At 75.1% G+C, this 24,243-nt stretch carries 17 protein-coding genes; 15 read left to right on the top strand and 2 right to left on the bottom strand.

Going from position 1 to position 24,243, the window contains the following annotated elements:
- Positions 1-405: 405 nt before the first annotated feature.
- On the bottom strand, positions 406-1,320 hold the full coding sequence (locus tag ACGF13_RS02730; protein WP_392868206.1) for an HAD family hydrolase: 915 nt from the start codon (positions 1,318-1,320) through the stop codon (positions 406-408).
- Positions 1,321-2,041: 721 nt separating this feature from the next.
- On the opposite strand from ACGF13_RS02730, the gene ssd reads away from it, so the two are divergent.
- The 7 genes from ssd to ACGF13_RS02695 all read left to right on the top strand — a co-directional run bounded on the left by ssd (position 2,042) and on the right by ACGF13_RS02695 (position 7,935).
- Positions 2,042-3,166, top strand: coding sequence for a septum site-determining protein Ssd (ssd, locus tag ACGF13_RS02725; protein ID WP_392868203.1), 1,125 nt, complete (start codon positions 2,042-2,044; stop codon positions 3,164-3,166).
- 101 nt (positions 3,167-3,267) lie between these two features.
- Positions 3,268-4,503 carry a TadA family conjugal transfer-associated ATPase gene (locus tag ACGF13_RS02720; RefSeq protein WP_392868772.1) on the top strand — a complete coding sequence of 412 codons (1,236 nt, stop codon included), beginning with the start codon at positions 3,268-3,270 and terminating at the stop codon, positions 4,501-4,503.
- 358 nt (positions 4,504-4,861) lie between these two features.
- The gene (locus ACGF13_RS02715) at positions 4,862-5,707 is read left to right on the top strand and encodes a type II secretion system F family protein (protein WP_392868200.1); all 846 of its coding nucleotides are present in this window, start codon (positions 4,862-4,864) and stop codon (positions 5,705-5,707) included.
- Between the two features lie 176 nt (positions 5,708-5,883).
- Entirely contained in the window at positions 5,884-6,480 is a 597-nt protein-coding gene (locus ACGF13_RS02710) for a type II secretion system F family protein (protein WP_392868198.1), read from the top strand.
- Between the two features lie 186 nt (positions 6,481-6,666).
- A complete protein-coding gene (locus ACGF13_RS02705; protein WP_392868195.1) occupies positions 6,667-6,834 on the top strand; it encodes a DUF4244 domain-containing protein in 168 nt (55 codons plus the stop codon).
- A gap of 226 nt (positions 6,835-7,060) precedes the next feature.
- Positions 7,061-7,423 carry a TadE family type IV pilus minor pilin gene (locus tag ACGF13_RS02700; protein ID WP_392868193.1) on the top strand — a complete coding sequence of 121 codons (363 nt, stop codon included), beginning with the start codon at positions 7,061-7,063 and terminating at the stop codon, positions 7,421-7,423.
- Positions 7,411-7,935 carry an Rv3654c family TadE-like protein gene (locus ACGF13_RS02695; protein ID WP_392868191.1) on the top strand — a complete coding sequence of 175 codons (525 nt, stop codon included), beginning with the start codon at positions 7,411-7,413 and terminating at the stop codon, positions 7,933-7,935. Before ACGF13_RS02700 ends, ACGF13_RS02695 begins: the two co-directional genes overlap by 13 nt.
- On the opposite strand, the gene ACGF13_RS02690 is transcribed toward ACGF13_RS02695, so the two are convergent.
- Positions 7,930-10,356 (bottom strand): DEAD/DEAH box helicase, encoded by a 2,427-nt coding sequence (locus ACGF13_RS02690; RefSeq protein WP_392868189.1) that lies wholly within the window; start codon positions 10,354-10,356, stop codon positions 7,930-7,932. The two genes, ACGF13_RS02695 and ACGF13_RS02690, sit on opposite strands and share 6 nt — an antisense overlap.
- Before the next feature lie 222 nt (positions 10,357-10,578).
- On the opposite strand from ACGF13_RS02690, the gene bldG reads away from it, so the two are divergent.
- The 8 genes from bldG (at position 10,579) to ACGF13_RS02650 (ending at position 24,198) form a co-directional block, all read left to right on the top strand.
- Positions 10,579-10,920: an anti-sigma factor antagonist BldG gene (gene bldG / locus ACGF13_RS02685; RefSeq protein WP_316522720.1), complete on the top strand. Its 342-nt coding sequence runs from the start codon at positions 10,579-10,581 to the stop codon at positions 10,918-10,920.
- 159 nt (positions 10,921-11,079) lie between these two features.
- The gene (locus ACGF13_RS02680; protein ID WP_392868186.1) at positions 11,080-11,499 is read left to right on the top strand and encodes an ATP-binding protein; all 420 of its coding nucleotides are present in this window, start codon (positions 11,080-11,082) and stop codon (positions 11,497-11,499) included.
- A gap of 360 nt (positions 11,500-11,859) precedes the next feature.
- Positions 11,860-12,672: a hypothetical protein gene (locus ACGF13_RS02675; RefSeq protein WP_392868183.1), complete on the top strand. Its 813-nt coding sequence runs from the start codon at positions 11,860-11,862 to the stop codon at positions 12,670-12,672.
- A gap of 771 nt (positions 12,673-13,443) precedes the next feature.
- The gene (locus tag ACGF13_RS02670; protein ID WP_392868181.1) at positions 13,444-14,976 is read left to right on the top strand and encodes a methyltransferase; all 1,533 of its coding nucleotides are present in this window, start codon (positions 13,444-13,446) and stop codon (positions 14,974-14,976) included.
- A gap of 222 nt (positions 14,977-15,198) precedes the next feature.
- Positions 15,199-15,657, top strand: coding sequence for a DUF3592 domain-containing protein (locus ACGF13_RS02665; RefSeq protein WP_392868178.1), 459 nt, complete (start codon positions 15,199-15,201; stop codon positions 15,655-15,657).
- Positions 15,658-16,092: 435 nt separating this feature from the next.
- Positions 16,093-18,993 (top strand): type I DNA topoisomerase, encoded by a 2,901-nt coding sequence (topA, locus tag ACGF13_RS02660; protein ID WP_392868175.1) that lies wholly within the window; start codon positions 16,093-16,095, stop codon positions 18,991-18,993.
- 157 nt (positions 18,994-19,150) lie between these two features.
- Entirely contained in the window at positions 19,151-22,723 is a 3,573-nt protein-coding gene (gene tmk / locus ACGF13_RS02655; RefSeq protein ID WP_392868172.1) for a dTMP kinase, read from the top strand.
- A gap of 263 nt (positions 22,724-22,986) precedes the next feature.
- Positions 22,987-24,198: a DNA polymerase III subunit delta' gene (locus tag ACGF13_RS02650; RefSeq protein WP_392868770.1), complete on the top strand. Its 1,212-nt coding sequence runs from the start codon at positions 22,987-22,989 to the stop codon at positions 24,196-24,198.
- The last annotated feature ends 45 nt before the right edge of the window (positions 24,199-24,243 follow it).

Below are 24,243 nucleotides of genomic sequence, written 5' to 3'. Positions count from 1 at the left end.
CGTGCGGACGTCGGGAAGCGCGCGGGAACCGTGGGGGCGTGCGGGGACCGCGGAGGCGCGCGGAGACGAAGATGCGGCGGCACCTGATCCTGCCGGGTGCCGCCGCTGGTGCAGATACCGGGTGACCATGCATGCACCGGAAGTGCCGATCAGACGGGGATCCTGCCCGTTCGTCTGGTCCGGCGGCCCGACAGCGGGTCGGCTGCATGTGGGTGCCCGGATATCTGTACGTGCGGTCCGTGGGGCCTGAACTGCGTTGTCGGTTTGACCTCTTAGGTCCTGACCGGGTCTCGCGGGCCGTGCTTCATTTGTATCGCGTTTCGGGCGAAAGGGGAACCCGAAACGAGAAGTCTGTCCCGATTGCCCGTTTTGGCCAAGGATTCCGGAGGTGTGGGCCTCGGAGCCTCAGGCGAGCGGGCGCCGCCGGTGGGCCAGGTACCAGATCACCCCGGCGGTCACCGCGGCCGTCCCGACCGCCACGGCGGTCAGCACCGAGCCGCTCGGAGCGGAGAACTCGGGTAGCCGCCGCCGCAGTTCCACCGGCTTGTCGAAGACCAGCACCGGCCACTCCCGGGCCTGCGCCTCCTTCCGCAGCGCGCGGTCGGGGTTGACCGCCGACGGGTGGCCGACCGCCTCCAGCAGCGGCAGGTCGGTGGAGGAGTCGCTGTACGCGTACGAGGCGGCCAGGTCGTAGCCCTCGGTCGCGGCCAACTCCCGGATGGCCGCGGCCTTGTTCTCGGCGTAGGCGTAGTACTCGATCTCGCCGGTGTAGCAGCCGTCCTCGACCTTCAACCGGGTGGCGATCACGTGGTCCGCGCCGAGCAGCCGTCCGATCGGCTCGACCACCTCGGAGCCGGAGCTGCTGACGATCACCACGTCCCGGCCGGCCGCGTGGTGCTGCTCGATCAGCGAGGCCGCCTCGTCGTAGATGATCGGGTCGATCAGGTTGTGCAGGGTCTCGGCGACGATCTCGCGGACCTGCTGGACGTTCCAGCCCCGGGTGAGTGCGGAGAGGTACTCGCGCATCTTCTCCATCTGGTCGTGGTCGGCGCCGCCGACCAGGAAGACGAACTGGGCGTACGCGCTGCGCAGTACGGCCCGACGGTTGATCAGACCGCCCTGGTAGAAGGGGCGACTGAAGGCCAGCGCGCTCGACTTGGCGATGATGGTCTTGTCGAGGTCGAAGAAGGCCGCCGTGCGCGGCCCGCCGGGCCTCGGGCGAACGGGCGGGCGGAGCTCTTGCGGGCGGAGCTCTTCGGGGCCGGTGGTGTCGCCCTGGGACTCGTCGGCGTGGTCGTCGGCGTTCTCGGTGGTGTCCACGGGAACCGAGGATAGAGGGAGCCGCAAAACACCCCGCCATTCGGCGTACTCGCGGGCGTGCGGGTTTGTGTTTCTGGCCGCTCGGGTACACCATGGAAGTCACGGATCGTTCGCGACCGTGCTAACCCGGTCCGGCTCCTCCCCCCCGAGCCGGGCTGTGGATAGACGACCCCCGCTCTCCCCCCCGGCGGGGGTCGTCGCACGTCCGGGGCCATTTTCAGGGCCTGAACGCCTCTCGCGGCGGATCCGCCGTCGTGGCCTCGGCGGCCTACAGGGGGTGTCGACACCTCGGCCCGCCGATCGACTTCCGTCACTCTGCGTTGCCATTCGCTCATGTCTGTCGGGGATCGAACGGCTGGTTCCGATCGGTGTCGCGAGCCCGCCCGGAGGCGGTGTCCGGGAGGCGGCGGGCGGGGGTCGGAGAGATCGGTCGAACGGGGTGCGACGGCCGCCGGTTCATCTCGGTGACCCCTTTTCGTCAATTCTTCGCCGATTAGCCCCCCGCCCGGGTGAACGTTTTCATCCACAGCCCACGAGTTATCCACAGGCAATCGAATGCCGGATGACGGAATCCGGATCTCCCCCCACCGTGATGACCGGCGGCGGTCGCCGGGCAGGGCCTCACCCCTTCCTCCCTCATAGGCCTGTCGGGCGGCCGCCCGCCGGAATCGTCCGACGTGCGTCGCCGGCCTGGTGGCAGGCGGCGCGGAGGGGAGCATCCATGTCGACGCCGATCGCCGACCACATCACCGCCGAGGGCCCCGCGGTCGCCGGGCCGCTCATCGTCACCGAGGACGAGGGCCTGGCCGAGCACCTGCTGCGGGTCTGCGCGGCGGCGGGCACCGAGCCGAGGCTGGTCCGGGGCGCCCCGCCGACGCGGGCCCTCTGGGAAGGGGCCTCGCTGGTCCTGGTCGGGGACGACCAGGCCGTCCGCTGCTCCGCGCTGGGGCGGCGCGGCGGGGTGCTGCTGCTCGGGCTGGACCTGGACGACCCCGGGGTGTGGGTCAGAGCCGTCCAACTCGGGGCCGAACACGTGCTGTTCCTGCCCGACGCCGAGGCCTGGCTGCTCGATCGGATCGCCGACGCGGCCGAAGGCGTCGGCTGCCCGGCGGTCACCGTCGCGGTGCTCGGCGGCTCGGGCGGGGCCGGGGCCTCGACCCTGGCGTGCGCGCTGGCGGTCACGGCCGCGCGGGCGGGCCGGCGGACGATGCTGCTGGACGGCGATCCGCTGGGCGGGGGCCTCGACATCCTGCTCGGCGGCGAGCGGGTCAGCGGGCTGCGCTGGCCCGATCTGGCCGGCTCCCGCGGGCGGGTCAGCGGGGCCGAGCTGGCCCGGGCGCTGCCGGTGCTCAAGCGGCTCTCCGCGCTGTCCTGCCTCTCCTGGGACCGCGGCGACACCCTGACGGTGCCGCCGGAGGCCATGCGCAGCGTGCTGGCCGCCTCCAGGCGGCGCGGCGGGCTGGTGGTGGTCGACGTGCCCCGTCACCTCGACGCGGCCGCGGGGCAGGCGCTGGAGCAGTCCGACCTGGCGCTCCTGGTGGTGTCGGCCGAGTTGCGCGCGGTGGCCGCTGCCGACCGCGTCGCCGCGGCGGCCCGGATGCGGCTCGGGGACGTGCGGGCCGTGGTGCGGCCGGTGCGGGCCGGCGGGCTGCCGGCCCGGCAGATCGTCCGAGGGCTGCGGTTGCCGCTGGCGGGGGAGCTGGAGCCGGAGCCGGGCCTGGCCCAGGACGTCGTGAAGGGTGTCCCGCCCGGAATCCGGGAGAGCGGCCCGCTCGCGCGCTTCTGCGCGAGCTTCCTGAACGAGGTGCTGCCGCCGGTGCCGGCGGTCGGGGGAGGTGTCTACTGATGGTCCGTCTGCGTGGAACGGTCCTCCGGGGTGGCCCGCCCGGCCAGGACGGCGGTGCGCGGGGGCACCGGCCGCTGCGGAGCGTGCCGCTGCCCGGCGTGATGCCGGAGCCCGGGCACGGGCCCTGCCCGTACGGCCGGACGGCCCGCGAGCAGCGGACGGCGGCCCTGGTGGACGCGGTCCGGCTGCGACTGGCCGAGTCGGGGGCCGCCCCGACGGCGGGCTCGGTCGCGGCCGCGCTGCGGGCCACCCGCCCGCCGCTCGGTGGGGACGAAGTCCTGGACACCGTGCGCTCGCTGCGCGCCGAACTGGTGGGTGCGGGCCCGCTGGAGCGGCTGTTGGCGGCGCCCGACGTCACGGACGTCCTGGTGAACGGTCCGGAGGAGGTGTGGGTCGACCGTGGCGGCGGCCTGCAGCGAGCCACCGGTGTCCGCTTCGCCGACGCCGAGGCGGTGCGGCGGCTGGCCCACCGGCTGGCCACCGCGGCCGGCCGGCGGTTGGACGACGCCCGCCCCTGGGTGGACGCCCGGCTGCCGGACGGCACCAGGCTGCACGCGGTGCTGCCGCCGATCGCGGCCGGCTGCACGCACATCTCGCTGCGGGTCTGCCGCTCCCGGCCGTTCACGCTCGACGAGTTGGTGGCGGGAGGGTCGCTTCCACCGGAGGGTGCGGAGTTGCTCGCGGGCATCGTGCGGGCCCGGCTGTCCCTGCTGGTGTCCGGTGGGACGGGCTCGGGGAAGACCACGCTCCTGTCAGCCCTGCTCGGCCTGGTCGGGCCGGACGAGCGGATCGTGGTCGCCGAGGACTCCGCCGAGCTGCGACCGGCCCATCCGCACGTGGTCCGGCTCCAGGGCCGGCCGCCCAACCAGGAGGGGCTGGGCGAGTTCACCCTGCGCGACCTCGTTCGCCAGGCGCTGCGGATGCGCCCGGACCGGCTGGTGATCGGCGAGGTCCGCGGGCCCGAGGTGTCGGACCTGCTGGCCGCGCTGAACACCGGGCACGAGGGCGGCTGCGGCACGGTCCACGCCAACACGGCGGCGGACGTGCCGGTCCGGCTGGAGGCCCTGGGCGCGCTCGCCGGTCTCGACCGCGCGGCGCTGCACAGCCAACTGCGGGCCGCACTGGACGTGGTGGTGCACCTGGTCCGCGATCCGGGTTCGGGGCGGCGCCGGGTGGCGGAGGTCCACACGTTGGCCGGGGCGGGGGACGGCTCGGCCGTGACCACACCCGCCGTGGCCTTCCCGGCGGCCGGCGGTATGCGTCCCGGTGCGGGTTGGGCGCGGCTGGTCGGACTGCTGGCGGCGCGCGGGGTGTCGCTCGGGCCGGGGCGGTCGTGATCGCGGCGGCGGCGAGGGCGGTCGGCGCGGACGTGCGGGTGGTGGAACTCGTCTTTGCCCTGCTGCTGGGCGGGTGCGCCGTGGGCGCCCTGGTGCTGCTCGGCGGTCGGGGCCGGAAGGACTGGAGGCAACGGAGGTGATCGATGTGACGCAGGGTCAGATCGTGCTGTGCTGGACGGTGGTGCTGTGTCTGGTGGCCGCCGCCGCGTGGCGGGCGGTGCAGGAGCAGTTGCCGGGTGGGCGACGCTCCAGGCTGGTGTTGGCGGGCAGTGGGCCTCCGGTGCGGTGGTCGGGCCCGGAGGGCGTGGAGCGGGGCCAAGGGCAGAGGCGGATTGTTCGGGGTCGGGGCCGGGGTCGGTTGCCGGAGTTCCTGGCGCCCGAACTCCTGCTCCTGCCGCTGGGGTTGGCTGCCGGGCAGGCCACCGCCTCGGCGGTGCCGGCGCTCGCGGCAGTCCTGGCCGTCCTGCCACTGCGCAGCTGGCGGCTGCGGCGACGCCTGGCGGCGGAGGCCGGGCACCGGGCCGCGGCCGTGGTGGACCTCTGTGCGGGCCTGGCAGGGGAGTTGCGTGGCGGGGCGACGCCGGAACAGGCGCTGCACCTGGTCACCGAGCGGCTCGCCGCCGCCCCGGAGGCGCTGCGCAGGCTCGGCGAGGAGCCGGTGGCCCGATTGGCGACGGGCCGGTACGGCGGAGACGTGCCCGCCGCGCTGCATCTGCTGGCCGAACTGCCGGGCGGTCGTGGGGCCGCGGCCATCGCGGCCTGCTGGCGGGTGGCCGCGGACAGCGGGTCGGGGCTGGCCGCCGCCCTGGACCGGGTCGCGGAGGCGCTGCGCGGCGAGCGGGCACTCGCGGAGGAGATCGCCGGGGAACTGGCCGGGCCGCGCGCGACGATCGCCGTCCTGGCCGCCTTGCCGGGCGTCGGACTGTTCCTCGGTGCCGCGCTCGGGGCGCGTCCGCTGGAGGTCCTGTTGCACACCCCGTCCGGGCTGGGCTGCCTCGTGGTGGGGGCGGTCCTGGAGGGGCTGGGTGTGCTCTGGACGGCGCGCATCGTCCGGGCTGCGGCCCGAGGGGCGCTGGAGGAGCCCCCGGGGCGGGGCGGGCGGCGTCGACTCGCCGACCGTGTCGCACCGGTTCCTCGGGCGGGCGAGCGGCACTGCGGGTTGTCTCGGGTGCGCGCACGAGTGCTCGGGGCGGGGGCGGGGTGATCCGGGGCATCGAGTGGGCGGCGGCCGTCCTCCCGGCGGGTGCGGCTGTCCTGGGGTGGGCGTGGGTGTGCGGCCGGGTGAGGCGCCGAGGGGTGTTCGCCCGGGCCCGCGAGCGGCAGGAGGCTCGGAATCGAACCGGGCTGACGGCCTTGGGGGTTGGGCGTCGGAGGCAGGCGGTGGCGGCGGTCGTCGTCGGGCTCGCGGCGACGGCACTGCTCGGTGGCGGCACCGGGCTGGCCGTCGGGGCGCTGCTGGCGGTGGGCGTCCACCGGTGGTCGGCCCGGGTGCCGTCGACGGGCGATCGCAAGGCGGTCCGCGAGGAGGAGCTTCTGACGAGGCAACTCCCCCTGGGGGCCGAGCTGTTGGCCGCCTGCCTCGGCTCGGCGGCGCTGCCCTCGGAAGCCGTGTCGGCGGTGGGCCGGAGCGTGGGGGCGCCACTGGGGGCCCGGCTGGTGGCGATCGGGGCCGAACTGGCCCTGGGCGCCCCGCCGGAGCTGTGCTGGCACCGACTGGGAGAGCAGCACCCGTCGCTGGCGCCGCTGGCCCGTTGCCTGGAGCGCAGCAGCCTCGGCGGTGTCCCCGCCGCCGGTCCACTGATCGGGCTGGCCCAGGGGCAGCGCACGGCGGCCGCCCGGGCGGCCCACGCCCGGGTCCGCCGGGCCGCGGTGCTCGCCACCGCGCCGCTGGGGCTCTGCTTCCTCCCGGCCTTCGTCCTGATCGGCGTGGTGCCGGTGGTCGTCGGCCTCACCAGCCGCTTCGCCCAGGCGATGTGAACAAGAGCCGGGCGCGGGACAGCAGTAGACGACGACCGGCAGCAACAGACAGCGATGGACATCGAGCGACAGGAGAGTTTCATGACCGCAGTGATCGCGATCGGGCCCGGTGCCGGGCGTCCGCTCCGCCCGTCGGCCAGCACGTGGCGGCGGAGGAGCCGCCGGGCGGCCTGCCGGGTGCGTAGGGTGGCCCGGCTTCGGGGCCGCTCGGACGCCGGGATGACCACGGCCGAGTACGCCGTCGGGACGCTGGCCGCGTGCGCCCTCGCGGCCGTGCTGTACAAGGTGGTGACCGGCGATGCCATCACGAGTGCGCTGACCGACATGCTGGTGCGGGCGCTCCATGCGGCCTAGAGCCGGGAAGCCTTGGGGCGCGGTTGGCGTCGGCCGCCGACTTCTGTTGGCCCGGCGGGCGATGGGCGGCCCCGCCCCCGCCGTGCGAGGCGGACACCCCGACCCCGCCCCGCCCGCGCTCCGGGCGGGTGGTGGGGGCCCGTACACAGGCCGGGGCCGCGCGGGGGAGGGCGGCGCCCGCCGGGCTTGGTCGCTGCGCCCGGGGCGGCGCGGCGACGCGGGCTTCGTGACGGCGGAGACGGCGGTGGCGCTGCCGGCACTCGTCCTGCTCGCGGCGATGCTGATCTGGGGCGTGCTCGCGGCGGCCGCACAGATCCGCTGCGTGGACGCCGCCCGGGTCGGCGCCAGGGCGGCCGCGCGCGGGGAGGTGAATGCCGCCGAACTCGCCCGCGCGGCGGCCCCGCCGGGCGCACAGGTCCGGGTGGCCGTGGCGGCCGACACGGTCCGGGTCGACGTGGAGGCGCCGTGCGCGGGGCCGGGCAGACTCGGCGAGTTGTTGGCCGTCCGGCTCGGTGCGGCGGCCGTGGCGGCGCGGGAGGACGTCCTGGTGGCGGCCACGGAGGGCGGTGGTGGCCCATGGCCGTCCTGACCGGGCTGCGGGAGACGGCGGAGCGGGTGCTGCGCACTCGTGCGGCCCGAGCGGCGGCGCTGGGCGGACGAGGGCCGGACGCCGGCTCGGCGACGGTCTGGCTGCTCGCCCTGGCGATGTCGGGCACGGCGGTGTTCGCCGGGACACTCGCGGTCGGCTCGGTGGTCGCCGCTCGGCACCGGGCTGAGTCGGCGGCCGACCTCGCGGCCCTCGCCGCCGCGGACCGGCTGCTGCTGGACCAGGACGGCGGCTGCGGCCGGGCCGCCGGGATCGCCGCCGCACAGGGCGCCGGGCTGGTGTCCTGCGCGGTCGACCGGTCGGCGGACGCCGTCGAGGTGGTGGCCGAGGCGGAGGTCCGCGGGCTCCCGGCCCGAGTGCCGATCGGCCCGGCCCGGGCGAGCGCCCGAGCCGGGCCGGTACGGGCTCCGGTCACCGGCCCCGAGGACGCCCCGGGCGACGGGCCGGCCGGATCCCCGGCCGGGGATCCGAGCGCAGCGGCGGCGGCCTCATGAACCGGCCGGCGCTCCACCGTCCGGTCCCGAGGGCGCCTCCGGCTCGTCCGCCGCGGGCTTTCGCCCGCCGTCCGGCTGCGGTCCGTCGTCCGGTGCCTCGGCGGCGCCGGGTGCTCCGGCCAGCAGGATGTCCAGGAGCCGGACGGCGGCGGCCTTGTCCAGCGGGTCGTTCCCGTTGCCGCACTTGGGTGACTGGACGCAGGACGGGCAGCCGCGCTCGCACTCGCAGGAGGCGATCGCCGTCCGGGTGGCCGTCAGCCACTCGACGGCCCGCTGGAAGCCGCGTTCGGCGAAGCCGGCCCCGCCCGGGTGGCCGTCGTAGACGAACACGGTCGGCAGCCCGGTGTCCGGGTGCAGCGGGACGGACACGCCACCGATGTCCCACCGGTCACAGGTGGCGAACAGTGGCAGCAGGCCGATCGAGGCGTGTTCGGCGGCGTGGGCGGCGCCGGGCAGCTGGTCGGGCGGGATGTCCGCGTCGAGCAGCTGGTCCTCGGTGACGGTCCACCAGACCGCGCGGGTGCGCAGCGTGCGGGGCGGCAGGTCGAGCTTGGTCTCGCCCATGATCTCCCCGGTGGAGATCCGCTTGCGGAGGTAGCCGACCACCTGGTTGACCACCTCCACCGAGCCGAAACAGAGCCGGCCCTCGCCCCAGTCCACGGTGGTGTCGGTGTCGAGGACGGAGATGGAGGTGATGTCGCGGGCGGCCGTGGTGTACGGAGGGTCGGCCGGTTCGACCAGCGCCACGGAGTTCTCCAGGTCGAACTCCCTGACCAGGTATGTGCGGCCCTGGTGCAGGTGGACGGCCCCGGTGTGGACGGTGGTGTGGGCGGCCGCGGCGTCCACTGTGCCGAGCAGCCGGCCGGTGTCGGCCTCGACGATCTGCACCGGGCTGCCGCCGCTGCCGCGCAGGTCCACCGCGTCGGCCGCGCGCTCGCGGCGGGTCCAGTACCAGGAGCCGTCGCCGCGCCGGCGCAGCAGGCCGCGCCGTTCCAGAACAGGCAGCAGCGGCTCGGTGGAAGGCCCGAAGAGCTCCAGGTCGGCCTCGGCGAGCGGGAGTTCGGCGGCGGCCGCGCACAGGTGCGGGGCGAGCACGTGCGGGTTGTCGGGGTCGAGCACGGTGGCCTCGACGGGGGCCGCGAACAGCGCCTCCGGGTGGTGCACCAGGTAGGTGTCCAGCGGGTCGTCCCGGGCGATCAGGACGGCGAGCGCGCCCTGGGCCTCCCGGCCCGCCCGGCCCGCCTGCTGCCAGAGCGAGGCCCTGGTGCCGGGGTAGCCGGCCATCAGGACGGCGTCGAGACCGGAGATGTCGACGCCGAGTTCGAGAGCGGAGGTGGAGGCGAGGCCGAGCAGTCGGCCGGTGTGCAAGTCGCGCTCCAGGGCCCGGCGTTCGTCGGCGAGGTAGCCGCCGCGGTAGGCGGCCACCCGTCCGGCGAGCGGACGGCCGAGCTGGTCCTGGGCCTGGAGTGCGACGAGCTCGGCAGCCCGCCGGGAGCGCACGAAGACGACGGTGCGGGTCTCCCGCTCGACCAGGTCGGTCAGCAGGTGCGCGGCTTCGGCGGTCGCGGTGCGGCGCACGGGCGCGCCGTGCTCGCCGACGTTCTCGGTCAGCGGCGGTTCCCAGAGGCCGAAGACCATCGGCCCGCGCGGCGAGGCGTCCTCGGTGACGGCCACGGCGGGCAGGCCGGTCAGCCGCCGGGCGGTCGCGGCCGGGTCGGCGGTGGTGGCGGAGGCCAGCAGGAAGGTGGGTGACGAACCGTAACGGGCGCAGATGCGGCGCAGCCGCCGCAGCACCTGGGCGACGTGCGAGCCGAACACGCCCCGGTAGCTGTGGCACTCGTCGACGACCACGTAGCGCAACGCCTTGAGGAAGGAGGACCAGCGGGCGTGGCCGGGCAGGATGCCCCGGTGCAGCATGTCCGGGTTGGTGAGCACGTAGGAGGCGTACTGGCGGACCCACTCGCGCTCCTCGGGCGGGGTGTCGCCGTCGTACAGGGCGGCGCGGACCCTCGGCGGGGCGAGTTCGGCGGCCCGGCGGCGCTGGTCGGCGGCGAGCGCCTTGGTCGGGGCCAGGTAGAGCGCGGTGGCGCCGCGGCCGTTGCGGGCCTCGGTGCCGTCCAGCAGGTCGCTGAGCAACGGGGCCAGGTAACCCAGCGACTTGCCCGAGGCGGTGCCTGTGGCGATCACCACAGTCTGGCCGCTTTTGGCCAGGTTCATCGCTTCTGCCTGGTGCGCCCACGGCTGTTCCACCCCGACGGCGCGCGCCGCGGCCACCACCTCCGGACGGATCGAGTCGGGCCACGGTGAATAACGTGCGGGCCGAGCGGGAAGGTGCTCCGTATGGGTGAGCCGGTCGGACCGCCCCCGGCTGGTGGCCAGGGTCGTGAGCAGTGCCTCGGGCGGGCTGTGTCGGGGCGGCATGAGGACCCAGTGTGTCACCGGCGTGACGGAGAATCGTCGTAAGCCATCGTGCGGGCATGGTCGCAGGTGGTTGAATGTGGCCGTGACGGCCGTATGGCCGTGGGTCGCAGCGCTGAGGCTTGCCACGCGTTGGCTGGGCGCGCCCGGGCTCGCGACCATGCGGTGGCGGCCGTCCGGCCGAGGATCGCACATGACGTAGCAAGGCAAGGTGCTGGAGGTTCCGTGGACCTGTCCCTGTCGACCCGTTCAGTCGGCGATCGTACTGTCGTCGAGGTTGGCGGCGAGATCGATGTGTACACCGCCCCGAAGCTGCGGGAGCAGCTGGTCGAGCTCGTCAACGACGGCAAGTACCACCTCGTCGTCGACATGGAGGGCGTTGACTTCCTCGACTCGACCGGCCTCGGTGTGCTGGTGGGCGGTCTGAAGCGGGTGCGCGCTCACGAGGGCTCGCTGCGCCTCGTCTGCAACCAGGAGCGCATCCTGAAGATCTTCCGCATCACCGGCCTGACCAAGGTCTTCCCGATCCACACGTCGGTGGACGACGCGGTCCAGGCGACCGACTGACGCGGCCGGGCCGGTCCGTGCGGCCGGCCCAGCTCGTTACCTCGCGTCCGGGTGTCCGGGCCCGTGTGGCCCGGCGTCCCCTGGGCGCCTCTGGGCCGGTTCCGCCGGCCCGCAGGGGCCGGACCTCCGGCCCCGGTCGGAGCACCCCGAGGGGGAGAGATGGCAACCGTCGAACTTCGATTCAGCGCGCTTCCCGAGCACGTGCGGACGGCCAGGCTGGTCGCCGCGGCCGTCGCCAGACGGGCCGGGGTCGACGAGTCGGTGCTCGACGAGGTGCGGCTCGCGGTCGGTGAGGCCTGCTCCCGTGCGGTCGGGCTGCACCAGCGCGGAGGCATCGGCGGCGCGGTCAGGGTCGCGCTGATCGATCAGGAGAAGCGTTTCCTCATCGAGGTCGAGGACGAGGCTGGCCCTGCCGCCGTCCCGGCCTCCGGCGACGCCGAGGGCGGCGAGCCGGACGAGGACACCCTGGGCATCGCGGTGATCACCGGCCTGGTCGAGGACCTGGAGGTCACCAACGGCACGGACGGTGGCCTGATCCGGATGAGCTGGCCGGTTTCGGTCGCTTCCGTCGCTGTCTGAGGCGCCTTTCCCGAGTTCGGCGTTCCGCGTTTCCGCGTGTCCGTGTTTCCGCGCTCCCTTGTTGTTTCCGCGCTCCCTCGTTCCCTCGCGATGCCGGGGGCCGGAGCCCGCTCCCCGGGCATGCGGTGACAACTCGGTGATCCCGGCGATTCACCGGTTCCGGCATGTCCGGGCCCGATGCACCGCCCACGCCCGTGGCCACCTCCGGCGCGCTGGACGAGGATGCCCGGGTGCCGCCGCGGACGCGGCTCGGTCGGGGCTCGGCCGACGGGCGGGCAACAGGGGCAGGAAACCGGGGGACGGACACCGGCCGTGTAGGTTCGACGACCGATGACGACCGAAACCGAAAGGCCTCTCCCGGTGAACAAGCGACTGCTGGCCGTACCCGCCCTCGGCGTGCTGCTCGCGTTCGGTGCCGTCGGCTGCGGCGGCGACGACAACAACAGCAAGCAGCTGGAGTCCTGGGCGTCGACCGTCTGCGGCGCGGCCAAGGACCCGATCGCCCAGGCACAGGCCGCGCTCGCCGACACCGGCCAGGTGAAGACCGGCGAGGCCCCGGCCGACCTCCAGAAGCGGCTCTCCACGGACATCGGACGGTTGGCCAAGACCAACCAGGACATAGCCGCCGCCATCGACGCGGCCGGGGCGCCCAAGGTGCAGGACGGTGCGGCCCTCCAGAAGGACACCGTCGACGAGCTGAAGAAGGCGGCCGACGGCTACGTGGAGGTCCAGAAGAAGCTGGACGCGCTGCCCAACACCGACCAGGCCAAGTTCGCCGACGGGCTGCGCAGCGTGGCCGACCAGGTGCAGCAGCTGGCCTCGCTCTCCACCCAGGCGCAGAGCAAGCTCCAGCGCGGCGACCTCGGCGCGGCGATGGCCAAGCAGGAGGGCTGCAAGCCGTCCTCGACGACCGCCCCGACCGCGGGTGCCACCGGTGGCGCGGGTGCCGGCGCGAGTGGCACCCCGGCGCCGGGCGGCGCGGCCACGACTCCGGCGGCCCCCGGTACCCCCGGTGCCACCGACACTCCTGCGGCCCCGGCTGCCACCCCGGCGCCCGGTGCGACTGACGGTGCGAGCCCGGCCGCGCCCGGTGCGACCACCGCGCCCGGTGCGACCACCGCGCCCGCGGCGCCGCCCGCCACCGGGGCGAACCCCGCGCCCAGCGCGAGCTGAGTCCGGGCGGGCCGGACGATCCGCCGCGCTGCCCGTCCCAGTACCGGTACCGGGACGGGCAACGCGTCGGCGACGGTGGGTGGTGTGGGCGGGGGGCCTTCGCGGAGGTGATGTTCGCGGTGGGCCACCGCCGTGGAACCGTCGTTTCTTCGCGGGCCCCGGCGCCGGGTGTGACTGATGGTGCGAGCCCGGCCGCGCCCGGGGCGACCACCGCTCTTGTGGCGAACTCCGCGCCCAGTGCGAGATCAGCCCCGGCGGGCCGGATGATCCGCCGTGTCCGTCCCGGTACCGGTCAGGGCCGGTGCCGGGCGGCGCGGGCTTGCGGGCCCTTGCGGAGGTGGTGCGCGAGGGCTGCCGGCCCGGAGCCGCCGTTTTCCGCGGGCCCAGGCGTCCGGGGCGACCACCGCTCCTGCGGCGTCGCCTGCCGTTGCGGCGAACCGCGCGCCCAGTGCGAGCTGAGCCCGGGTGGGCCGGACGATCCGACGTGTCCGTTCCGGTGCCGGGGCCACGTCGGGTGCTGGGTGGCGTGGGCTGGCGGAGGTGGTGCGCGAGGGCCGCCGGCCCGGAACCGCCGTTTTCCCGTGGGCCGGCGCCATCGGAGGCGCGGTCCCCGAGAGTCGGCAGGCCCAGGGCGGCCGCGGAACGACTTGGTGTGCGCCCAAGGGCGGCGCGTGGGGGCTTTCGGGGGCGCGCGGGGTGGTGTGGGCTTCCGTTGGGTGGGCGCGGGGCGCAGGGGCGGCCGCGGGGTGGGCGGCGGGGGACAATGGCGGGGTGATCAGTAGCCCCGTTCTCGACCCGACCCGCCTCGCCAAGTTCCGTGAGGCGCTGCTCGCCGCCTCGTTCACCGCCGACGGGTGCCTGGACCTGCTCGGGCCCACCGGCTATTCGGCGTTGGCCCGCAGCGAGGCGGTCCCGGCGCTGCGGGCGACCCGTGGGGGCAGCCCGCTGGAGACGCTGGTGCGGCTGTTCCTGCTCCAGCAGCCGGTCCCGTACCGGGCGGCCGCCGCCGCGCTGCCGGTGGAGGACTGCCTGGCGGACGGCTGGCTGCGCTCCGACGGCGATCTGGTGCGCGCCACCGTCGACGTCCGACCGTACGCCAACGAGGTGGCCGGGATGCCCAGTTCGGACGCCTGGGTGGTTTCCGACCTCGGCTGCGCGGTGGGCGGCGCCGGCGGCATCGGCTCCGGCGAGACCGCGCACGGGGTGGCCCGCAAGGACCTGGTGCTGGGCGTCGGCGGTGCCTCCACCACGCTGGCCAACATCACCGTGCGTCGCCCCGTCCGGGCCGCGCTGGACCTCGGTTCGGGCTCCGGCGTGCAGGCGCTTCATGCGGCCCGGCACGCCGGGACCGTCACCGCGACGGACCTCAACCCGCGTGCGCTGCGCTTCACCGAGCTGACCCTGGCGCTGTCCGGCTTCGACAACACCGAGGCGTCCGCCGGAAGCCTCTTCGAGCCGGTCGGGGAGCGGAAGTTCGACCTGATCGTCTCCAACCCGCCGTTCGTCATCTCACCGGCCGGCCGGTTCACCTACCGCGACGGCGGCATGGCCGGCGACGACCTGTGCCGCAACCTGGTCCGCTCGGCCGCCGAACACCTGGAGCCCGGCGGCTACTGCCAGCTGCTCGCCAACTGGCAGCACGTCAAGGGCGAGGACTGGCACGAGCGGCTGGCCGGCTGGGTCGCGGGCACCGGCCTGGACGCCTGGATCGTCCAGCGCGAGGTCCAGGACGTGGCCCAGTACGCCGAGTTGTGGCTGCGCGACGGCGGGGACCACCGCGGCCCCGGCGGCGACTACCAGGCTCGGTACGGCGAGTGGCTGGACGCTTTCGAGGCGGGTCGGGTCGAGGGCATCGGCATGGGCTGGATCACCCTGCGGGCGAGTGGCGCCGAGCGTCCGACCGTACGGGTCGAGGAGTGGCCGCACCCGGTGGAGCAGCCGCTCGGCCCGCACATCGAGGCCTGGTTCGACCGGCAGGACTTCCTCCGCTCGCACGACGACGCGGGCCTGCTCGCGGCCCGCTACGTGCTGGCCGACGAGGTGGTCCAGGAGCAGGTCGGCGCGCCGGGCGCGGAGGACCCGGAGCATGTGATCCTGCGTCACAACCGCGGCATGCGGCGGGCCACCAAGGTGGACACCGTGGGTGCCGGCTTCGTCGGGGTCTGCGACGGGACGCTGTCGGCGGGCGAGATCGTGGACGCCATCGCGCAGCTGCTCGGCGAGGACCGGGTGGTCCTGCGGGACCGGGTGCCGGAGTCGCTGCGCCTGCTGACCGAGCAGGGGTTCATCGACCCGGTCCGCTGAACCCGGGCACGTCGAACCCGGGCACGTCGAGGCCGGACGCGTCGAGGCCGGTCCCGTCGAGGTGAGCCCTCGCCGGGACCGGCCCTGCCGTTGCCAGGCCGATTCACCCGCCCGTACCCCCTGGTTCGTCCGGTCGCCGCCGAGCGGCTGTCTCCCGTTGGCTCTCCGCTGTGAAGCTCTGTCCACAGGCTGTGGACAGAGCTGGGGAGCCGGGGGCCAGGGGTGGACACGACGACGGCGATGGTGGGCGGGTCGGTGCTCGCCCTCTTCGGTGGCGTGCTGCTGCTCTGGTGCGCCGCCGAAGTGAGCCTGCGCCTGCGGGTGCGCCGCCGGGGGACGCCGGCGGTGGCCACCGTGGTGGCCGAGGACGACGTGCACGGCCGGCTGGACAGCGCGCCGCTGCTCTCCTACTCGGTGCCGCCCTCGGTCGGGGAGCCCGGCGAGTTCGGGATCGCGGGGCTCGTGATCGCCCGTCCGCGCGGGCACACCCCGCTGCGCCGTCCGGACCGTTTCGCGCCCGGCGCCTCGGTGCGGATCTGTTACGACCCGCGGCGCCCGAGCCGGGTGGTACTGGCGGCGGAGGAGGTCGGCCGGGCGGTCGTCGTCGACCTGCTGTGGAGCGTCCTGGGCGTGGGTTGCCTGGCGGCGGGCGCCGGACTCCTGGTCGCGGCCGGCGGCTGAGCCCCAGCGGTCCCTGAGCACACCCCTGTTCACACCCCAGACGCACACCCGGCCCCTGTGATCCCGGAGCGCCACCCCCGGAGCGCCACCCCCGGGTACCCGCGAGCGATTCGCGGGCGAGTGCCCGTGCCCGCCCGTCGATTTTTCCGTTGACAGATCTTGAAATCCGTCATTCCATCCTCCGGAACCTGCCGAAGGCCCCCCTCCGCGGGGCGCGAACCTCCGTCATCGGGTTACCGTTCGAGTGGCGTCGGTGAGCCCGGCAAGTGAAAAAGCGGGATCCGTCCGTTTGACAAGGGTGGCCGGGGTACGGTCACACTCCGCTGGTGGGGGTGTCGTGCCGCGGCAGCCCCGGGACGGTGAGGGGGTCGGGCGGAGCGCAGCCCGTGCTGCCGCGCCGACCAGTCACATAAGGACCGGGAGAGAAGAGCGAAGGTGTCCCCGAGCAGCGAGACCGCGCACGGACAGCGACTCGTCATTGTCGAGTCGCCGGCCAAGGCGAAGACGATCAAGGGCTACCTGGGCCCCGGCTACATCGTCGAGGCGAGCGTCGGGCACATCCGCGACCTCCCCAGCACCGCGGCCGAGGTGCCGGACAAGTACACCGGTGAGGTGCGCCGCCTCGGGGTGGACGTCGACCACGACTTCGCGCCCATCTACGTGGTCAACGCGGACAAGAAGTCCCAGGTCAGCAAGTTGAAGTCGCTGCTCGCGGAGTCCGACGAGCTCTTTCTCGCCACCGATGAGGACCGCGAGGGCGAGGCCATCGCGTGGCACCTCCAGCAGGTGCTGAAGCCCAAGGTGCCGGTGCACCGCATGGTGTTCCACGAGATCACCAAGTCGGCGATCCAGGAGGCCGTGGCCAACCCGCGCGAGCTCAACCAGCGCCTGGTCGACGCCCAGGAGACCCGCCGCATCCTCGACCGGCTGTACGGCTTCGAGGTCTCGCCGGTGCTGTGGAAGAAGGTCATGCCGAAGCTGTCGGCGGGCCGTGTGCAGTCCGTCGCCACCCGTCTGGTGGTCGAGCGCGAGCGCGAGCGGATGGCCTTCCGCGCCGCCTCGTACTGGGACCTGGTCGGCACCTTCGGCACCGGCCGCACCCCGGTCGACTCCGCCAACCCGGAGACCTTCGGCGCCCGGCTGGCCGCCGTCGACGGCAAGCGGATCGCCAGCGGCCGCGACTTCGGCCAGGACGGCCGGCTGAAGGCCGCCAGCGCGAACACCCTGCACCTGGACGAGCAGGCGGTCCGTCAGCTGGCCGCCGCCCTGGAGCAGACGGCGTTCGCCGTCCGCAGCGTCGAGTCCAAGCCGTACCGCCGCTCGCCGTACGCGCCGTTCCGCACCACGACGCTCCAGCAGGAGGCCAGCCGCAAGCTGGGCTTCGGCGCCAAGCGGACCATGCAGGTGGCCCAGAAGCTGTACGAGAACGGCTTCATCACCTATATGCGTACCGACTCCACCACGCTGTCGGACACCGCGATCACCGCCGCCCGGGCCCAGGTCACCCAGCTGTACGGCGCCGACTACCTGCCGGACGCCCCGCGCACCTACGCCAGCAAGGTCAAGAACGCGCAGGAGGCGCACGAGGCCGTCCGCCCGTCCGGCGACCGCTTCCGCACCCCCGCCGAGACCGGTCTGACCGGTGACGACTTCAGGCTGTACGAGCTGATCTGGATGCGCACCGTCGCCTCCCAGATGAAGGACGCGGTCGGCCAGTCCGTCACCGTCCGGGTCGGCGGCGCCTCGGCCGACGGCCGGGACGTCGAGTTCTCCGCCTCCGGCAAGATCATCACCTTCCACGGTTTCCTCAAGGCCTACGTCGAGGGCGCCGACGACCCGAACGCCGAGCTCGACGACCGCGAGCGCCGGCTGCCGCAGGTCGCCCAGGGCGACCCGCTGGCCGCCGAGCGGATCACTCCGGAGGGCCACGCCACCAAGCCGCCGGCCCGCTACACCGAGGCCTCGCTGGTCAAGGAGCTGGAGGACCGGGAGATCGGTCGCCCCTCCACCTACGCGTCGATCATCGACACGATCATCCAGCGCCGGTACGTCTTCAAGAAGGGGACGGCGCTCGTCCCGTCCTTCCTCTCCTTCGCCGTGGTCAACCTGCTGGAGAAGCACTTCGGCCGGCTGGTCGACTACGACTTCACCGCCAAGATGGAGGACGACCTCGACCGGATCGCCGCCGGCGAGGCGCAGTCCGTGCCGTGGTTGAAGCGCTTCTACTTCGGCGAGGGCGAGGGCCACGCCGCGGGCGGGGCCGCCGAGGCCGGCAACGGCGACGGCGACCACCTGGGCGGCCTGAAGGAACTGGTCACCGACCTCGGCGCGATCGACGCCCGGGAGATCAGCTCGTTCCGGGTCAGCGACGACATCACCCTGCGGGTCGGCCGCTACGGCCCGTACGTCGAGCGTGCCTCGGCCGTCGAGGGCGAGCCCGGCCAGCGCGCCGACATCCCGGACGAGCTGCCGCCGGACGAGCTCACCGTCGAGCTGGCCGAGGAGCTGCTGGCCAAGCCCAGCGGCGACTTCGAGCTCGGCCCGGACCCGGTCGGCGGCAACATGCTGGTCGCCAAGGACGGCCGCTACGGCCCGTACGTGACCGAGATCCTGCCCGAGGGCACGCCGAAGACCGGCAAGAACGCGGTCAAGCCGCGCACCGCCTCGCTGTTCAAGACGATGTCCCTGGACACCGTCACGCTGGAGGACGCGCTGCGGCTGCTCTCGCTGCCGCGGGTGGTCGGCACCGACGCCGAAGGCGCGGAGATCACCGCGCAGAACGGCCGCTACGGCCCGTACCTCAAGCGCGGCACCGACTCCCGGTCGCTCACCAGTGAGGACCAGCTCTTCACGATCACCCTCGACGAGGCGCTGGCGATCTACGCCCAGCCCAAGCAGCGCGGCCGGGCCGCCGCCGCCCCGCCGCTCAAGGAGCTGGGCAACGACCCGGTCAGCGAGCGCCCGGTGGTGGTCAAGGACGGCCGCTTCGGCCCGTACGTGACCGACGGCGAGACCAACGCGACGCTCCGCAAGGACGACGACGTCGAGACCATCACGCCCGAGCGCGGGTACGAGCTGCTCGCCGAGAAGCGGGCGCGCGGACCGGTGAAGAAGGCCGCGAAGAAGGCCCCGGCGAAGAAGACCGCGGCCAAGAAGACGACCACGGCCAAGACCGCGGCGACCAAGACCGCGGCGGCGAAGAAGACCGCGGCGAAGAAGACCACCGCCACCAAGACGGCGGCGGCGAAGAAGACGGCGGCCAAGAAGACCGCCGCCACCAAGACGGCGGCGGCCAAGACGGCCGCGAGCGAGACCACGGCCACCGACGAGGGCTGAGCCCAGGTCACGGCAGCCGGGCCCGTGCCCCCGATCCCGGGGGCGCGGGCCCGGGGTCGTCCGGGTCCGTGCGGGGTACGTCACAACCCGGTGATGAGCGGGTTCCGGAAGCCCGTTCGTCTCATTCAGGCCAGGCCCCGCCCGCTACGCTGACCGTATGACGAGCGAGGAGCAGCCCACCCCCAGCGCCGCCCCGGCCGCCAGAGCCCGGGCGACCGACCTGCCCGAGGTCGCGCCCGCCGGGACTCCGGTGGACCGTGCCCGGGCGCTGCTGCGGACACGTGCCTACCGGCGCCTGTGGACCACCCAGCTGGTCGGCGGCACCGCCGACCGGCTCGGTCTGCTGGTGCTGCTCGCGCTCACCGTGATCGCCGCCGCCCAGGGCGGCCAGTTCGGCAGCCTGCCGCGCAGCCTCGCCTTCGCCCTCGCCGCGGTCCTCGCCGTCCGGGTGCTGGCCACCGGGCTGGTCGGCGTCGCGCTGCTCGGCCCGGTGCACCGGCTGGTCGCGGGCCGGCTGGACCGGCGCTGGACGATGTTCGGCGCCGACGTGCTGTGCGCCCTGCTGATCGGCCTCGCGCCCTGGTGGAGCGTCTGGCTGGGATCCGCCGCCAAGCCCTCCGGGGCCGCCGCCTACGTCCTGCTCGCCACCGTGTTCGTGACCGGTGCCGCCGAGCGGGTCCGGGGGATCGCCAGGTCCGCCGTCGTCCCGGGCCTGCTGCCGTCCGCCGACCCCCACCTCCCGGTCGCCGAGCAGCGCCCCTCCGCCGCCAACCTGGAGAGCGTCCGGAGCATCGACCGCTTCACCGGCTGGGTGACGGTGCCGCTCGGCGCCGTCGGCCTGGTGGCCTTCACCCTGCTCAACAACATCGGCGCGGCGCTCGGCTCCGACTGGCTCCGGGCCCACCAGCTCACCTTCGCGGCGCTCGGCGCGGCCGGGCTGTTCGCCGCCGCGGCGGTCCGCGGCCACCTCCAGCAGCTGCCCGGCGGCCCGGTGTCCGTCGCGCCGGTCTCCCCGCTGCAGGGCCTGCGCGCCCCGACCGACGCGGCCCCCGGCCCCGCGCTGAGCAAGGGCCGCACCGGCAGCGCCCCGTACTTCACCTTCGCCGTCGCGGCCGGCTACGCCTCGATGGCGGGCGTCGCCGCGCTCGCCCTGCTCATTGCTGCCGAGCACCGCGCCGGGCCGATCGGCTACGGCCTGCTGGTGCTCGCCGCCAGCGGGACGCCCGCCCTGGGCGCCCGGCTCACCCGGGCCACGCTGCCCTCGCTGTCCCGCCGCCGACTGCTCGCGCTGGCGCTGCTCACCCAGGGCGTCGCGCTGATCCTGGCCGGGCTGGTGCTCGACTTCGTGCTGGTCCTGCTGCTCACCGTGCTGGCCGGTCTGGCCACCGGGATCGTGGTCTCGGCCGGGCGCACCCTGCTCGCCCAGGAGGTCGAGGAGGCCCGGCTGCCGAAGGTCACCGAGCATCTGTTCGCGGTGCTCCGGGCCGTGGTCGCCGCCGCGCTGGTCGCCGTCCCGCTGATCGCCGCCGCCTACGGGGACGTCGAGTACGGCACCGTCGAGCCCGGCTCCTTCACCTTCATCCACGGCGGCGCGGCCCTGGCCGTCGCCACCGCGGGGCTGCTCACCCTGGTGCTCGCCGCGGTCGTGCTGCTGCGCACCGACGACCGCCGCGGCACCGCGCCGTTCGTCCGGGACCTGGTGGACTCGGTGCGCGGCCCGGGCGGCCCGGTGCCGCACCGGGGCACGGGCACCGGCTTCTTCATCGCGCTGGAGGGCGGCGACGGCGCCGGCAAGTCCACCCAGGCCCAGGCGCTCGCCGAGTGGATCCGCGGGAAGGGGCACGAGGTCGTGCTCACCCGCGAGCCCGGCGGCAGCCCGGTCGGCCAGCGGCTGCGCGGCCTCGTCCTGGACGTCGGCAACACCGGCCTGTCGCACCGCGCGGAGGCGCTGATCTACGCCGCCGACCGCGCCGAGCACGTCGAGAACGTCATTCGGCCGGCCCTCGCCCGCGGCGCCGTGGTGATCACCGACCGGTACATGGACTCCTCCATCGCCTACCAGGGCGCCGGCCGCGACCTGGCCGCGACCGAGGTCGCCCGGATCTCCCGCTGGGCCACCGGCGGGCTGCTGCCCGACCTGACCGTCGTCCTGGACGTCGACCCGACCCGGGCCCGCGAGCGCTTCACCGAGGCGCTGGACCGCCTGGAGTCCGAGCCCACCGAGTTCCACCAGCGGGTCCGGGCCGGCTTCCTCGCCCTCGCCGCCGCCGACCCGGCGCGCTACCTGGTCGTGGACGGCAGCCAGGCCCCCGACTTCGTCACCACCGCCATCCGCCACCGGCTCGACCGCGAGCTGCCGCTCTCCGAGCAGGAGAAGGCTGCCCGCGCCGAGCGGGAGCGGCTGGCCAAGGAGGAGGCCGAGCGCCGCGCCGCCGAGGAGGCCCGCAGGAAGGCCGAGGAGGAGGCCGCCGAGCGCAAGCGGCAGGAGGTGCTGGCGCAGCTGCGGGCCGAGCAGGCGGAGCAGGAGCGGCTGGCCAAGGAGGAGGCCGAGCGGGCCGCCGCCGAGGCCCGGCGCAAGGCCGAGGAGGAGGCACGCCGCCGGGCGGAGGAGGAGGCCGAGCGCCGCGCCGCCGAGGAGACCGAGCGCCGCGCCGCCGAGGAGGCCCGACTGGCCGCGGAGGCCGCCGAGCGCAAGCGGATCGCCGACGAGGCGGCCGCCCAGGCCGAGCTCCAGCGGCAGCGCGAGCTCGCCCGCGAGGAGCAGCGCCGCCGGGCGGAGGAGGCGCTCCAGCGGGCCGAGGAGGCGCGGCTGGCGCAGGCCGCCGCGCTGGCGGCCGCGGCCGCGGCGGCGGAGTCGGCGGAGGGCCGGGCCGAGGGGCGGCCGGGGTCGGGGCCGGCCGCGGGGTCGGAATCGGAATCGGAATCGGGTTCGGGACCGGCTGACGGTTCGGGCTCGGGCTCTGGTCTGGGCTCGGCGGCCGGGGAGACGACCACGGAGCTGCGGGCGGTCCGGGACGTCCCGAAGGACTCGCCTGATCCGTCGGCTCAGGCTCAGGCTCCGTCGGGTGGCGGGCTCGGGGACGAGGCGACGCGCGAGCTGTCGTCGCGGGACCGGCAGGCGGCCGTCCGGGCGGCGGAGGCCGTCGAGGCGCGCAAGGCTGCTGAGGCGCGCCGGGTCGCGGACGCCGGCGCGAGCGCCGGTGCGGTCGCCGAGACCGCCAAGCTGCCGGTGGTGCCGGCCTCGGCGGTGGACGAGACGGCCGTGCTGCCGAAGGTCCCGGCGGAGGCCGACCGCACCGAGGTGCTGCCGCGGATCGAGCCGGGCCGTACCGAGGGCCGCACTGAGGGCCGTACCGATGGTCGTACCGAAGGCCGTACCGAGGGCCGGCCGGCGCAGGGGCCGCGGCGCGCGGAGCCGGTGGACAGCACCCGCGAGCTGCCGGTGGTCGGCGCGGAGCCGGCTGCCGAGCCGCGGTCGCAGCGGCAGCCGGGTGCCGATCGGCCGCGGCCGGAGTGGGCCGAGGAGACGCCGCTGGACGACCTGCCGAGCCTCACCGACACCCTGCTCGGCTCGCACGACGAGTGGACGCGCTGGGAGCGCGGCGGCCCGGGCCAGGGCGCTCCGCACGGCGGCCCGCAGGGCGGCGCGGAGCGGCCCGAGGGCCGTGACGACGCCACGGACAAGGGCGACGGCAAGGGCAAGGGCCGTCGCTGGGGCCGCCGGGGCTGACCGGACACGCGTGGGCGGCGCCGCCGGGACCGGTTCCCGGCGGCGCCGCCGCGTTCCGGGCAGGCGTGTTCCGGGCGGACCGCCTTCCGGTGGGGCCGCCCTCCGGTGGGGCCGCGTTTCGTCGGGCGCCGGCCTGGCGTCCTTGAGCCGGTCCCCCCGCCCGCCGTGACCCGGACGGAGCAGTGGGTGTCGGAGCGGAGACGTATGCTCGACGGCGGGGAAGAGGCGCCACGAGCGCTGCCGTACGGAGCTTGGGAGCAGCAGTGGCCGTCTGGGACGACCTGGTGGGCCAGGAGCGGGTGGTCGAGCAGCTGACCGCCGCCGCCCGGGCGGCCGGGGCGACGGTCGAGGCCGGTCGCGGAGCCGCCCCGGCCGAGGGTACGAACGCCTCCCTGATGACGCATGCCTGGCTGTTCACCGGCCCGCCCGGCGCCGGGCAGGTCACCGCCGCGCGTGCCTTCGCCGCCGCCCTCCAGTGCACCAGCCCCGACCTCGCGCTCGGCGGCACGCCCGGCTGCGGGTTCTGCGACGGCTGCCACACCGTGCTGGCCGGCAGCCACGCCGACGTGAAGTACGTCCGGACGGACGGCCTCTCCATCGGCGTCGGCGACATGCGTGACCTGGTGATGCGCGCCTCCAGCTACCCGACGGGCGGCCGCTGGTCGGTGATCCTGGTGGACGCCGCCCACCGGCTCACCGAGGCCGCCGCGAACGCGCTGCTCAAGGGCGTGGAGGAGCCCTCCCCGCGCACCGTCTGGCTGCTCTGCGCCCCCTCCGTCCAGGACGTGCTGCCGACCATCCGCTCGCGCTGCCGCCTGCTGGTGCTGCGCACCCCCGCGGCCGAGGCGGTCGCCGACACCCTCGTCCGCCGGGACGGCGTCGACCCGGAGACCGCCCGCCTCGCCGCGCTCGCCGGGCAGGGCGACATCGAGCGCTCGCGCCGCCTCGCCGTCGACGAGCAGGCCCGGACGCGTCGGGCGGAGGTGCTGCGCATCCCGCTGGAGGTCGGCGACATCGGTGGCTGCCTGGCCGCCGCCCAGCGCCTGGTCGACACCGCCAAGGCCGATGCCGAGGCGCTCGCCGAGACCCAGGACGCCAAGGAGACGGACGACCTCAAGGCCGCCTACGGCGCCGCCGAGGGCAGCAAGGCGCCGCGCGGCATGGCCGGCGCGGTCAAGGAGCTGGAGAAGCGGCAGAAGAGCCGGGCCACCCGCACCCGCCGGGAGACCCTCGGCGTCGCCCTGCTCGACCTGCTCGGCTTCTACCGGGACGTGCTCGCCATCCAGCTCGGCTCCACCGGCGCGCTCGCCAACGAGGACCAGCGGCAGGCGCTGAACCGGGTGGCCCAGGCCGGGCCGGCGGAGAGCACGCTGCGGCGGATCGAGGCGGTGCTGGCCTGCCGTCAGGCGCTGGACCGCAACGTGGACCCGCTGCTCGCGGTCGAGGCGATGACGGTGGCGCTGCGCGCGGGCTGAGCCCGGTCCGAGCCCGGTCCGAGCGCAGGCCGCGGGCCTGGCGCC

The organism is Kitasatospora sp. NPDC048286, from assembly GCF_043201735.1.
In the GTDB taxonomy this organism is placed as follows: domain Bacteria; phylum Actinomycetota; class Actinomycetes; order Streptomycetales; family Streptomycetaceae; genus Kitasatospora.
Note: the sequence above shows the minus strand (reverse complement) of the source record. Positions and strands in the feature narration are given on the sequence as shown.

Excerpts from the sequence above, each read along its gene's own strand:
- tmk (WP_392868172.1), top strand. The coding sequence starts at position 19,151 with ATGACGAGCGAGGAGCAGCCCACCCCCAGCGCCGCCCCGGCCGCCAGA.
- ACGF13_RS02720 (WP_392868772.1), top strand. The coding sequence starts at position 3,268 with ATGCCGGAGCCCGGGCACGGGCCCTGCCCGTACGGCCGGACGGCCCGC.
- ACGF13_RS02680 (WP_392868186.1), top strand. The coding sequence starts at position 11,080 with ATGGCAACCGTCGAACTTCGATTCAGCGCGCTTCCCGAGCACGTGCGG.
- ssd (WP_392868203.1), top strand. The coding sequence starts at position 2,042 with ATGTCGACGCCGATCGCCGACCACATCACCGCCGAGGGCCCCGCGGTC.
- ACGF13_RS02695 (WP_392868191.1), top strand. The coding sequence starts at position 7,411 with ATGGCCGTCCTGACCGGGCTGCGGGAGACGGCGGAGCGGGTGCTGCGC.
- ACGF13_RS02690 (WP_392868189.1), bottom strand. The coding sequence starts at position 10,356 with ATGCCGCCCCGACACAGCCCGCCCGAGGCACTGCTCACGACCCTGGCC.